This window comes from Stenotrophomonas sp. Steno-Z4 (assembly GCF_056393145.1).
In genome coordinates this window covers 103690-116361 of sequence record NZ_JBWJPC010000001.1, presented here as the reverse complement: position 1 = coordinate 116361, position 12672 = coordinate 103690, and the positions used below count along the sequence as shown (strand labels likewise).

Annotated in this window: 11 protein-coding genes; 7 read left to right on the top strand and 4 right to left on the bottom strand. The window is 67.7% G+C overall.

Annotated elements, in window-relative coordinates:
* Nucleotides 1–11 precede the first annotated feature (11 nt).
* Nucleotides 12–1658, top strand: a complete 1647-nt coding sequence (locus AC06E7_RS00590; protein ID WP_478062458.1) for a winged helix-turn-helix domain-containing protein — start codon at nt 12–14, stop codon at nt 1656–1658.
* Here AC06E7_RS00590 and AC06E7_RS00585 read toward each other — a convergent pair.
* From AC06E7_RS00585 to AC06E7_RS00570, 4 genes are all read right to left on the bottom strand, one after another.
* Nucleotides 1627–2703, bottom strand: a complete 1077-nt coding sequence (locus tag AC06E7_RS00585) for a serine hydrolase domain-containing protein (RefSeq protein WP_478062456.1) — start codon at nt 2701–2703, stop codon at nt 1627–1629. The two genes, AC06E7_RS00590 and AC06E7_RS00585, sit on opposite strands and share 32 nt — an antisense overlap.
* Nucleotides 2704–2836: 133 nt before the next feature.
* On the bottom strand, nt 2837–4405 hold the full coding sequence (locus AC06E7_RS00580; protein WP_478062454.1) for a PepSY-associated TM helix domain-containing protein: 1569 nt from the start codon (nt 4403–4405) through the stop codon (nt 2837–2839).
* Nucleotides 4406–4415: 10 nt separating this feature from the next.
* Nucleotides 4416–4679: a hypothetical protein gene (locus AC06E7_RS00575; protein ID WP_068853362.1), complete on the bottom strand. Its 264-nt coding sequence runs from the start codon at nt 4677–4679 to the stop codon at nt 4416–4418.
* Nucleotides 4679–4978, bottom strand: coding sequence for a hypothetical protein (locus AC06E7_RS00570; RefSeq protein ID WP_068853359.1), 300 nt, complete (start codon nt 4976–4978; stop codon nt 4679–4681). The genes AC06E7_RS00575 and AC06E7_RS00570 overlap by 1 nt, the downstream gene beginning before the upstream one ends.
* Nucleotides 4979–5399: 421 nt before the next feature.
* On the opposite strand from AC06E7_RS00570, the gene thrS reads away from it, so the two are divergent.
* The 6 genes from thrS (at nt 5400) to pheT (ending at nt 12660) form a co-directional block, all read left to right on the top strand.
* Entirely contained in the window at nt 5400–7304 is a 1905-nt protein-coding gene (thrS, locus tag AC06E7_RS00565) for a threonine--tRNA ligase (RefSeq protein ID WP_478062452.1), read from the top strand.
* Nucleotides 7305–7351: 47 nt separating this feature from the next.
* Complete coding sequence (infC, locus tag AC06E7_RS00560) at nt 7352–7891, top strand: translation initiation factor IF-3 (protein ID WP_026070650.1); 540 nt, start codon at nt 7352–7354, stop codon at nt 7889–7891.
* 576 nt (nt 7892–8467) lie between these two features.
* Complete coding sequence (gene rpmI, locus AC06E7_RS00555) at nt 8468–8665, top strand: 50S ribosomal protein L35 (RefSeq protein WP_017355265.1); 198 nt, start codon at nt 8468–8470, stop codon at nt 8663–8665.
* 10 nt (nt 8666–8675) lie between these two features.
* Nucleotides 8676–9035 (top strand): 50S ribosomal protein L20, encoded by a 360-nt coding sequence (rplT, locus tag AC06E7_RS00550; protein WP_003484828.1) that lies wholly within the window; start codon nt 8676–8678, stop codon nt 9033–9035.
* Between the two features lie 192 nt (nt 9036–9227).
* Nucleotides 9228–10223, top strand: coding sequence for a phenylalanine--tRNA ligase subunit alpha (locus AC06E7_RS00545; protein ID WP_068853355.1), 996 nt, complete (start codon nt 9228–9230; stop codon nt 10221–10223).
* 58 nt (nt 10224–10281) lie between these two features.
* Entirely contained in the window at nt 10282–12660 is a 2379-nt protein-coding gene (gene pheT / locus AC06E7_RS00540) for a phenylalanine--tRNA ligase subunit beta (protein WP_478062435.1), read from the top strand.
* Nucleotides 12661–12672 lie beyond the last annotated feature (12 nt).

Here is a 12672-nt window from a genome sequence, read left to right as displayed (position 1 = left end):
TGCTTGCCGGCATGACGAGCGTTCAGCTGCTGGACCTGCACATCGACCGCGCCTTGCAGCAGGTGCGGCGCGGTGATGCGGTGCTGCCGGTCAGCGGGCTGAGCTGGCGGTTGCTGGACTGTCTGTTGGAGCACGGCACCGATTTGGTCGACTTCGATACGCTGGCGCGGGAGGTCTGGGCGCCGGCCGTGGTGGGTGAAGATGCGATCAGCCAGCGGGTGAAGCTGCTGCGCCAGGCCTTGGGCGATGACAGCCGCCGGCCGCGCTATGTGCGCTCGGTACGCGGCCGGGGCTACCAGTTATGCGCGCCGCCCCAGGCGTGCGCACCGATGGCGCCACCAGCGCCGGTAGAGCCATCCGCGGCGGCTGCGGTGACCGCCGCAACTGCCGCACCTGCGGCGGCGCCGGAGGGGCCGCAACGGAGGCTGCACGCGCGATGGGCTTGGCTGGCGGCGGGCGTGGCTGCTGCCGGCGGCATCATCGCCGTCATCGTCCAGCGGCCGGACAACGCGGCGCACTCACCCGCAGATCCGGTGCTGCAACGCGCCGCGTATTACGCCGGCATCGGCCAGGCCAGCAACAACGAGCGTGCGATCACCCTGTACCGCCAAGCGCTGCAGATCGACCCCGATTCCAGCGCCGCACGGCGTGGCCTGGCGCGAGCATTGGCCGCCGATGCCTGCCTGTTCAACGGCAGGCCGGGGAACGCGCAGGAGGCACTGCAGCTGGCCGGGCAGGTGTTGCAGGCGGCCCCTGACGACGCCGCCGCGCATGCGCTGCGCGGGTACGCCCATGATTGCCTTGGCGCGATGCCGCAGGCGATTGCCGATTACGAGCAGGCGCTGCTGCGCGATCCCGACGATGAGCGCACCCGCGCCTCGCTGGCCTACCTGCAGCAGGAGCAGGGCCACCTGGCGCAGGCGCTCAATGCCAACCTCAGCCTGCGCGCGCCCGAGCGGATCCGCTTCCGCGACGTGCAGGTCGCCCGCGAACTGGAACTGCTTGGCTTCACCGACGCCGCCGCACGCCGCCATGCGCGCAACTTCCAGCTGTACCCGGACAATGTCTTCAGCAACATTGCATGGCCGCGTGCGCTGATGAACATGGGCGAGCAGGACAAGGCGCGGCAGGCGCTGGACCAGGCGCTCGCGCGCGGCACCCCGCATCCACAGCTGCTGCGCCTGCACGGCGAACTGCTGTTGATGGGTGGCGACCGGCAAGGTGCGGCAGAGGCCTTCGAGCAGGCACGCCTGCTGCGCCCGCTGCAGTCGTTGGGAACGACCCTGGCCGGCCTGCAGCAGGGCAGTGGCACGCCGTCCCCGGAATGGATTGCCGCGCGCCTGCGCGAGGTGACCGCGCAGGCTGACGACGGCTGGTCGGACGCGGCCGTGGAACGTGCCCTGCTGCACCAGGCGCAGGGTGATGCAGGCGCGGCCATCGCCGACCTGCACCGCGCCGTGGATGCCGGCTTCCGCGACGCCGCGTGGCTGCGGGTCACCCCGCTGTTCGCCCCGCTTCGGCAGGCGCCCGGATGGGAGCGCCTGCTGGCCCGGATCGAAGCGGACGTGGCCGCGCAGCGGGCGCAGGTACTGGCAGCGTCCTGGCGCCCCGATGACCTGAAGGGCCTCAGCGCAACGCCGGCAGCAGGAACCCGGTAAGCACGCGGCGCGACTGGGCATGGGCGTAGCTGCGGTTGTAGGCCTTGCTGGTCACCACCGCGACCAGCTTCTTCTCCGGCATCACGAACACATAGTTGCCGCCGTTGCCCGACATCGCCCACACCGTGGTTTCCTTCCCGTCCACCGGCAGCTTCAGGCCCCACCACTGGTAGCCGTAGTCGCTGCCGTCGTCGGTCTGCGCCTGCGGGCGGATCATTGCCGCGATGTAGTCGGCAGGCACCAGCTGTTTGCCCTGCCAGCGTCCCCCGGCCAGCACCAGCTCGCCCAGCCGGGCCAGATCACGGGTGCGGTAGCGAGTGCCGCCGCCGCCCATGCCGATGCCTTCGGGGGAACGGTTCCAGTGACTGCGGGTAATGCCCAGCGGGCGTTCGAGCGCCTGCGCGGCGTAGTCGGCCAGCGGCAGTTTCGTGGCCCGTTCCAGCACCGCGCCCAGTACGAACGAATCGGCGGTGCAGTAGGCGTGCGCGCGGCCGTGCGGGCTGTCCTCCGGCCGGCTCATCCAGGGCGCGAAGCCCTTGACCGGCAGCGCCAGCGCGAAGTCCAGCCAGCGCTCGGTCACGTACATGCGCTCTTCGTTGCCGGCGGAAAATTGATTCTGGTCATCGCATTCCCACAGGCTGCTCATGGTGAGCAGGTCTTCGACCGTGGTGCCGCGCAGGCGGGGGTCGACCGGGTGCTGCGCGGTGAACTCCGGGAAGTAGTCGTAGACACGCGCCTGCACGCCCGGCAGGTGCCCGTCGCCGATGGCCGCCCCCACCAGCAGCGAGGTCACGCTTTTGCTGGCCGAGCGTACGTCGTTGAGCGTTTCGGCATCGGCGCCGTTGAAATAGTGTTCGTAGGCCACCGTGCCATCCACCAGCAACAACACGCTGGTGACCTGTTTGATCTCGTCGCTGGCAACGGCTGCCTCCAGCGCGGCGAGCGGGGCAGGGTCGAGGCGCGGCGAGGCGGCCTGAGCCGCGATGGGCAGGCAAGCGGTGATGGACAGGACCAGTGCGGCGAAACGACGGGCGGGGTGGGGCATGGTGGCGCTCCTCGGAAGTGAGGTGCCACTACGCCAGCACCGCGTCTGAAGTGCTGGAAGAACGCCTGAAGAATTCTGAAAGCGGCACCCAGCCTGCATCTGGCGATGCAAAGCGGGCCACGCGCTTTGTCCGTTACGCCCGCGTGTGCGCCCATACGCTGTTGGGGTCGCCGTTTACCGCCCGGCGCTGCGTTGCGCGCGCCATGGCGGCAAAGCCCAGCGCCATCGCCAGCGCCACGCCGTCCACCCAGAACAGCGGCCAGTAGCCGCGCGCGGCGCTGGTCCACAGCCACAGCCCGCTCATCGCACCGTGCACCACCGGGATCAGCGCGGTCACCGCCGCCGCCGCCCACAGCAGCTCCACCGCCGCCCTGGACGGCGCGCGCAGCGCTGCCCACAGGGCGCAGCCGCCCCAGACCAGGAAGCAGGTCCAGCGCATGCCCGCATCCGCATGGGCCGGGGCCAGGTGCTCCAGCAGCTGCACGCTCACGAACGCCGCCGACACCGCCACGCACAGCCCGATGCACACGCCTACCGTGGCCCGCGCCATGTTCACCTGCGCGCGTCCCTGGGTGGCCTGGCGGCGCTTGCGGCGCGACTCGATCCACAGCAGGTTGCCCGAATAGAACAGGAACGCCCCGCCCAGGCCGAGTACGAAGTACAGCCACGGCACCAGCCCGTTGCCGAATTCGCCGAAGTGCAGCGCATAGGCCGCCGCCAACGTGGCGTGGTTGGCATCGCGATGCCCCGGCAGCTGGGTGTGCAGCACATCGCCGGTATTGGCATCCATCGCCACCGCGCCCAGCGGGCCCAGCGACACGCCGCCATCGCCGGTGATCTCCATCACGGCGTTGCGGTCACCGGCATTGGCCAGCTTCAGGTAGGCCGGTTCGAACACCGCCTGGCCCTTGTCATTGGCCACCGCGATCGCCCGCGCATGCAGCATCGCCAGGCTGCCGGCGCGCACCGGCTCGTTGGCGGGCGCGCGGATCGGCGCGGTATCGGTCGCCCCCGGCAGCGCCGCCAGCAGCTTGCCGTCGTAGATCAGCGGGTTCAGCGCGGCCATCTGCAGGAACATCAGGCACAGCAGCGCACCGGTGACCGCGAACAGCAGGTGGAAGGGCAGGCTGAGCACGCCGATCACGTTGTGCGCGTCCTGCCACATCTGCTTGAAGTTGCGGCCCGGACGCAGCGCGAAGAGGTCGCCCACCAGCTTGGGCAGGTGGATCACCAGCCCGGACAGCAGCGCCAACCCGTACAGCAGGCTGACCACGCCCATCAGGTAGATGCCGGCCACCGGCAGGCCCAGCGTGTAGTGCAGTTCGTTGACCAGCTCGGCCAGGCCGGCCTGTGGCGGGGTGGGGCTGCCATCCACGTGGTCGGCCCAGGCAAACAGCCAGGTGCCCTTGGCATCCTGCCAGTACGCGATGGACTGTGGCGTTTCCGCGCCGGGGAAGGTCATGCCCACGTGCTTTCGCGCATCCGGGTGTTTGGCCAGCACGCCATCGAGCAGCCGCTGTGCATCGTCCAGGGTCTGCGCCGGCTGGTCCATGCCCTGCGGCGACTGCCACAGCGGCAGGTCATGGTGGAACACGGTGATGGCGCCGGCATAGAACGCCACGAACAGCGCAAAGCCGGCCACCAGGCCAACCCAGGTGTGCACGGTGGTGAAGGTGCGCAGGGTGAGCGAACTGAATTTCATCGAATAGGCCTCACTGCACCCAATGGAAGTGGCGCAGCAGCCACAGCAGGCCGAAGCCGAACGCGGCGCTGGCACTCAGCCACCCCCACGCGCGCGGCCCGGTGCGGAACGCGAAGGCCCACAGCGCGGCCAGCATCCACAATGGAATGAAGGCGATCATGCCGGGCACGATCACCGACTGCCACGGACCCGGCGGCAGCCAGGTGATCAACCCGGTGACGGCCGCAGCCACGAAGAAGCCCGCCAGCAGGCCGGCCAGTGCACGTGCCCACATCAGCGCCGCGCCTCCGCATCCGGCCGCGTCCAGGCAGCAACATAGGGCAACACCATCGCCGTGAGCATCCAGCCGCCGAGGGTCACGCAGAAGCCGGTGGCAAAGCCCAACTGGCCCATCCACAGCCACAGCGAGGTGGCCGCCGCCACCAGCCCGAGCTGGCGGCCCAGCCGCCCCGCGCGGCGCAGGCGGGGCCAGCGGCAGTGCGGGGAGGCAGCATAGAAGGCCAGCGCCGAAAAGGCCGAGGCGGCGCCGGCCAGCGCGCAATACAGCAGGGCCAGGGCATCGGCGCTCAGCATGGGCGCGCCGCGCGGGGCAGGGGCGTGCGGGCCGAAGGGGCGGCGCAGGGCATGGAAATCCTTGGAAACGAAGACGGGCCGGGCGGTGCGGCAACCTGCGCATGGTAATCATTGCCGTTTTCAATCGCCACAGCGGCCTGTTCAGTAGTGCTGGCCACCGGGCGAATGCCGCCGGGATTGGGCTTCCCCGGCCGTTTGGTTTAAGATCGAGGCATCCACCTCGAGGCAACAAGGTGACCCGCGCCCAGCGCCGGTCCAGCGTGCGACATGAGCACTACCACCGCCCAGCGCTGAACGTCATGACGGCCCCTTGCCCAGGCGCCTTCATGGCGCTTTTCTTTTATCCGGCCGCGCGCCCCGGACACCCTCGACCCCGTTTACCTGGCCTGCGCCGCAGGCCCACCAGCACAAAGCCCCAGCCATGATTGCGATCACGCTTCCCGACGGCAGCCGCCGTGAGTTCGAAAACCCCGTCAGTGTCATGGACGTCGCCCAGTCGATCGGCGCCGGCCTGGCCAAGGCCACCATCGCCGGTTCGGTGGACGGCAGGCTGGTCGATGCCAGTGACGTCATCGACCACGACGCGAGCCTGCGCATCATCACCGCCAAGGACGAGGAAGGCATGGAGATCATCCGCCACTCGGCCGCGCACCTGGTTGGCCATGCGGTCAAGCAGCTGTACCCGGACGCCAAGATGGTGATCGGCCCGGTGATCGCCGAAGGCTTCTATTACGACATCCACTCCGAGCGCCCGTTCACCCCGGACGACATGGCCGCCATCGAAAAGCGCATGGGCGAGCTGATCGCGCAGGACTACGACGTGGTCAAGAAGATGACCCCGCGCGCGGAAGTGATCGAAATCTTCAAGGCCCGTGGCGAGGACTACAAGCTGCGCCTGATCGAAGACATGTCGCCGGACATCCAGGCCATGGGCATGTACTACCACCAGGAATACGTGGACATGTGCCGCGGCCCGCACGTGCCCAATACGCGCTTCCTGAAGGCCTTCAAGCTGACCCGCATTTCCGGCGCCTACTGGCGTGGCGATGCGCAGAACGAGCAGCTGCAGCGCATCTACGGCACCGCCTGGGCCGACAAGAAGCAGCTTGAGGCCTACATCAAGCGCATCGAAGAAGCCGAAATGCGCGACCACCGCCGCATCGGCAAGCAGCAGGACCTGTTCCACCTGCAGGAAGAGGCCCCGGGCCTGGTGTTCTGGCACCCCAAGGGCTGGGCCCTGTGGCAGGTGGTGGAACAGTACATGCGCAAGGTCTACCAGAAGAGCGGCTACGGCGAAGTGCGCTGCCCGCAGATCCTGGACGTGAGCCTGTGGAAGAAGTCCGGCCATTGGGACAACTACCAGGACAACATGTTCTTCACCGAATCGGAGAAGCGCACCTACGCCGTCAAGCCGATGAACTGCCCGGGCCACGTGCAGGTATTCAACCAGGGCCTGCACAGCTACCGCGACCTGCCGATCCGCTACGGTGAGTTCGGTTCGTGCCACCGCAACGAGCCCTCCGGCGCGCTGCACGGCATCCTGCGCGTGCGTGGTTTCACCCAGGACGACGGCCACGTGTTCTGCACCGAATCGCAGATCGAAGCGGAAGTGACCGCCTTCCACCAGCAGGCGCTGGCGGTGTACCAGCACTTCGGCTTCGAGGAGATCCAGATCAAGATCGCCCTGCGCCCCGAATCGCGCCTGGGCGACGATGCCACCTGGGACAAGGCCGAAGCCGCGCTGCGTTCGGCGCTGTCCAGCTGTGGCGTGGAATGGCAGGAGCTGCCGGGTGAGGGCGCCTTCTACGGCCCGAAGATCGAATACCACCTCAAGGACGCCATCGGCCGCACCTGGCAGCTGGGCACCATGCAGGTCGATTTCATGATGCCCGGCCGCCTCGGCGCCGAGTACGTGGACGAAAACAGCCAGAAGAAGCACCCGGTCATGCTGCACCGGGCCATCGTGGGCTCGATGGAGCGCTTCATCGGCATCCTGATCGAACACCATGCCGGCCAGTTCCCGGCTTGGCTGGCCCCGACCCAGGCGGTGGTGGCCAATATCACCGACGCCCAGGCTGAATACGTGCAGGAAGTAACGAAAACCCTTGCAGATCAAGGCTTCCGGGTAACGTCGGATTTGCGCAATGAGAAGATCGGTTATAAGATTCGCGAGCATACGCTGCAGCGGGTCCCGTACCTGCTGGTGGTGGGCGACCGTGAGAAGGAAAATGGCGCCGTAGCCGTGCGTACGCGCTCGGGCGAGGATCTGGGCAGCATGTCCGTCCAGGCGTTCGTCGAGCGGTTGCAGGCAGAACAGTCTGTGTAAGAAAGTCCCGGCCCTGCGGATGATCCGCGAGGGCCGGTTTGATTCCTCTGGGAGATTGCAATATCAGTACCCCTGACAACAAACAGAACCGCAAGAATCAGGAAATCCGGGTGCCGCGCGTACGCGTGATCGGCAGTGACGGTGAAATGATTGGCGTGTTGACGCGTGACGAAGCGCTGTCGATGGCCGAAGACGAAGGTCTGGACCTGGTCGAGATTCAGCCGCAGGCTGATCCGCCGGTGTGCAAGATCATGGACTTCGGCAAGTTCAAGTTCGAAGCGCAGAAGAAGGCCAACGAGGCCAAGAAGAAGACCAAGCAGGTCGAGATCAAGGAAGTGAAGTTCCGCCCGGTCACCGATGAAGGCGACTACCAGATCAAGCTGCGCAAGATGCGCGGTTTCCTGGAAGAGGGTGACAAGATCAAGGTGAACATCCGCTTCCGTGGTCGTGAAATGAGCCATCAGGAACTGGGTCGCGAAATGGCCAACCGGATCGAAGCCGATCTGGGCGAGGACATCGTGATCGAGTCCCGCCCGCGCCTGGAAGGCCGGCAGATGGTCATGATGATCGCGCCGAAGAAGAAGTAACCGCGCTCTGGCGCGACGCGCGCCACGTCGAACGTGGCCGCGCGGAACCCCCGGTTCGTCGGCTCCTGGGCGGGCGACGGCGGGGTGGCGACGGCGGTACGACGGGGTACTACGGGGTACGACGGGGTACTACGGGGTACGACGGGGTAGAGCCGACTGTTAGTCGGCTGCTTTCCCGCCATCCCGCCAAGGGCAGCCGACTAACAGTCGGCTCTACCCAGCCGGCGAGACCGAGCCGGCGACACCCAGTCGGGCGACACCGAGCCGGCGAGACCCAGCCGGCGACACGCAGTCGCTGTGACGGCAATACCGTCCGTTTCGTTCAGGTTCCGGGCCCAAAACCCGGTAAACCCCACCTGATCAACAGCTTGCACCCGTTCCCCAACCCATGCATAATGGGCGACCCCGTTTTTTCGCGGGGCTGCTGTTTTGAACGGTTTCAAGCTTTTCAACGGCAACAGGACCGGCCTGGTTCCCAACGGGGATCCCGGGCTTACAAGCAGGCAAGGGCACGGACGGAAAGTGTGGCAGTGCCACCGCCCTGGTCAGTGACAAAACATCATCAAGGACATTGCAATGCCCAAGATCAAGACCAACCGGGCGGCGGCCAAGCGTTTCCGCAAGACCGCCTCCGGTAAGTTCAAGGCTGGCCACGCCAACCGTAGCCACATCCTCACGAAGAAGTCGACCAAGCGGAAGCGCAATCTGCGTCAGACGAACCATGTTCGTGCAGAAGACGCAGGCCGTTTGAACCGTATGCTTCCCTACCTCTGAGGACTGACCCATGGCACGAGTAAAGCGTGGCGTACAGGCGCGTCGCCGCCACAAGAAAATTCTGACCCTGGCCAAGGGCTACTACAACGCCCGCCGCAAGGTGTTCCGCGTTGCCAAGCAGGCCGTCATCAAGGCCCAGCAGTACGCCTACATCGGTCGTAAGCAGAAGAAGCGTAATTTCCGTTCGCTGTGGATCACCCGCATCAACGCGGCTGCCCGCATCAATGGTCTGAGCTACAGCCGTTTCATGAACGGCCTGCTCAAGGCAGGTATCACCCTGGACCGTAAGGTCCTGGCCGATATCGCCGTGCACGACGCAGCTGGTTTTGCAGCACTGGCCGAAAAGGCCAAGGGCGCGCTGGCGGCATAAGTCCTCTCCCCGCCGTTGCCGTGCAAACGCAACGGCTGCGGGTAAGGCAATGCATGGGGAAGGGCGCAAGTCCTTCCCCATTCTTTTTTGTGGCGGCGGCAGCCCAACCGGGTGCCGTCCCGACAGCGGTGGCGACGGGGGTCGGCCCGGCGCGCATCGCGAAGGCATACCGACGCGAGGTCCAGGCTATCCATGAGTGACATCCAATCCCTGACCACCCAGGCGCTGGCCGACGTGGCCGCCGCCCAGAGCCCCGATGCGCTGGAAGCCCTGCGCGTGGCGCTGCTGGGCAAGAGCGGCAGCATCACCGCACAGCTCAAGCAGCTGGGTGCACTGCCGGCCGACGAGCGCAAGGCCGCCGGCGAAGCCATCAACCAGGCCCGTGACGCGCTGACCCGCGCGCTGGGCGAACGCAAGGCCGTGCTGGAGAACGCCGCGCTCGACGCGCGCCTGGCCGCCGAAGCGATCGACATCACCCTGCCGGGGCGCCGCGCTGAACGCGGTGGCCTGCATCCGGTGACCCGTACCCTGGAGCGCATCACCGAAATCTTCGGCCGCCTCGGCTACGAGCTTTCCGAAGGCCCGGAAATCGAAGACGACTGGCACAACTTCGAAGCCCTGAACTTCCCGCCGCACCACCCGGCGCGGGCCATGCACGACACCTTCTACTTCGGCGATGGCCGCCTGCTGCGCACGCATACCTCCGGTGTGCAGGTGCGCTACATGGGCGACCACGCGCCGCCGCTGCGCATGATCGCGGCCGGCAAGGTGTACCGCAGCGACAGCGACCAGACCCATTCGCCGATGTTCCATCAGGTGGAAGGCCTGCTGGTGGACGAGCATTCGACCTTCGCCGACCTCAAGGGCACCCTGTCCGAGTTCGTGCGTGCGTTCTTCGAACGCGATTTCGAGATGCGTTTCCGCCCCAGCTACTTCCCGTTCGTGGAACCGGGCGCGGAAGTGGATATCGCCTGGCAGCAGCCCGACGGCAGCACCCGCTGGCTGGAAGTGCTCGGCTGCGGCATGGTCCACCCCAACGTGCTGCGCAACGTCGGCATCGACCCGGAGCGCTACACCGGCTTCGCCTTCGGCCTGGGCGTGGAGCGCTTTGCCATGCTGCGTTACGGCGTGAACGACCTGCGCGCGTTCTTCGAGAACGACGTGCGGTTCCTCAAGCAATTCGCGTAACGCCGAACGACATTCATCACGGCCCAGGCGCATGCGCCGGGCCCACCAGGGTGACACCATGAAATTCTCTGAAAACTGGCTGCGCAGCCACGTTCCCACCACCGCCTCGCGCGACGAGCTGAGCGCGGTGCTGACCGCCATCGGTCTGGAAGTTGAAGAGGTCACCGACCTCGGCGCCAGCCTGGACCACGTGGTCGTGGCGCGCATCGTCACCGCCGAGCGCCACCCCGAAGCCGATCGCCTGCAGATCTGCCAGGTCGATGCCGGGCAGGGCGAGCAGCTGCAGATCGTGTGCGGCGCGCCCAACGCGCGCCCGGGCCTGGTCGCGCCGCTGGCGATGATCGGCGCGAAGATCGGCGACTTCAACATCAAGGCGGCCAAGCTGCGCGGCGTGGATTCCAACGGCATGCTGTGCTCGGCCAAGGAACTGGGCCTGGACAGCGACGCCTCGGGCCTGTTCGAGCTGCCCGATGACGCCCCGGTGGGCCAATCGCTGGTGGAGTACCTGGGGCTGCCCGACGCCAGCATCGAGATCAAGCTCACCCCCAACCGCGCCGACTGCTTCAGCGTGCGCGGCATCGCCTTCGACGTGGCCGCCGCGTGCGCCAGTGAAGTGGTGCCGTTCAATCCCGCGCCGATCGCCGCCGTGGGCAACCGCGAACTGACCATCGCCCTCGACGCCGGCGCCGAAGCGCCGCGTTACCTGGGCCGTGTGATCGAAGGCGTGAACCCGCGCGCCGCCACCCCGCTGTGGATGGCCGAGCGCCTGCGCCGCAGCGGCGTGCGCCCGGTGTCGCTGCTGGTCGACATCACCCAGTACGTGATGCTGGAACTGGGTCAGCCGATGCATGCCTACGACCTGGGCAGCCTGCAGGGCAGCATCGCCGTGCGCCGTTCGCGCGCCGGCGAAACCCTGAAGCTGCTGGATGGCCGCGACGCCGCGCTGGATGACGGCTTCCTGGTGATCACCGATGCCGACCGCCCGGTGGGCCTGGCCGGCATCATGGGCGGCCATGATACCCGCGTCACCGACGACACCACCGCCGTGTTCCTGGAGGCCGCGCACTTCGCGCCGGCCGCCATCATGGGCCGTGGCCGCAAGCTGGGCCTGCACACCGACGCCGGCCACCGCTTCGAGCGTGGCGTGGACCCGGCGCTGCCGCGCACCGCAATTGAATACGCCACCCGCCTGGTGCTGGACCTGGCCGGCGGCACCCCGGCCCCGGTGACCGAAGCCGTGCGCGAAAGCGACCTGCCCGCCACCGCGACCATCGGCCTGCGCCGTGCGCGCATCGCCCGCGTGCTGGGCATCCAGATTGCCGATGCCGACGTCGAGCGCATCCTGCGCGCGCTGGGCATGGACGTGGCCGCTGCCGCCGATGGCTGGCAGGTCACCGCGCCCAGCCGCCGCTTCGACATCGCCATCGAAGAAGACCTCATTGAAGAGCTGGCCCGCATCCACGGCTACGAGCGCATTCCCACCACCCTGCCGGGCGGTGCCGCACGGATCGCCATGCCCAGCGAAACCCGCCTGGACGACCTGAGCACGCGCCGCCAGCTGGTGGCCCGCGACCTGCAGGAAACCATCAACTACGCCTTCGTCGACGCCGGCCTGCTGGCCCAGTGGCAGCTGCAGGACAACGTGGTGGCCCTGGCCAACCCGCTGTCGGCCGAGCTGGCGGTGATGCGCCCGGCGCTGCTGCCGGGCCTGGTGGCCACCCTGGGCCGCAATGCCGCGCGCCAGCAGGGCACCGTGCGCCTGTTCGAACTGGGCCGCGTGTTCCACCCGCAGGCCGGGCAGGGCGCCGCCCCGCTGGAAACCCAGCGCGTGGCCGTGGCCGTGTGTGGCGATGCCACCCCGCAGCAGTGGGGCCTGGCCACCCGCAAGGTCGATTTCCATGACCTCAAGGGCGACCTGGAATCGCTGGCGGCCGCTTCCGGCGCCGCACTCAGCTTCGTGCCCTCCACCCGCCCGTACGGTCACCCGGCGCGCTCGGCCGAGGTGCTGCGCGATGGCGCCAGCATCGGCTGGATCGGCCAGATCCATCCGCGCCTGGCCAAGGCCATGGACATCGACGTGGACGTGTTCGGCCTGGAGCTGGACCTGGCCCCGCTGGCCGCCCGCAGCCTGCCGCGCGCCACCGAGCTGTCCCGTTTCCCCTCGGTACGCCGCGACCTGGCCTTCCTGGTGCCCGAAGCGGCCGCCTGGACCGACCTGGAAGCCACCCTGCGCCGGGCCGTGGGCCCGCTGCTGCGCCAGGTGACCCTGTTCGACCGCTACGTCGGCCAGGGGGTCGAGCCGGGCTTCAAGAGTCTCGCTATGGGCTTGATTTTGCAGGACAAGTCGCGCACTCTGACGGACCGCGACGTGGATGCGGTGGTCACCGAGGCGGTGGCCGCAATGGAGCGTGAACACCACGCCCGGATCCGCGGTTGAGCGGGCAGCATG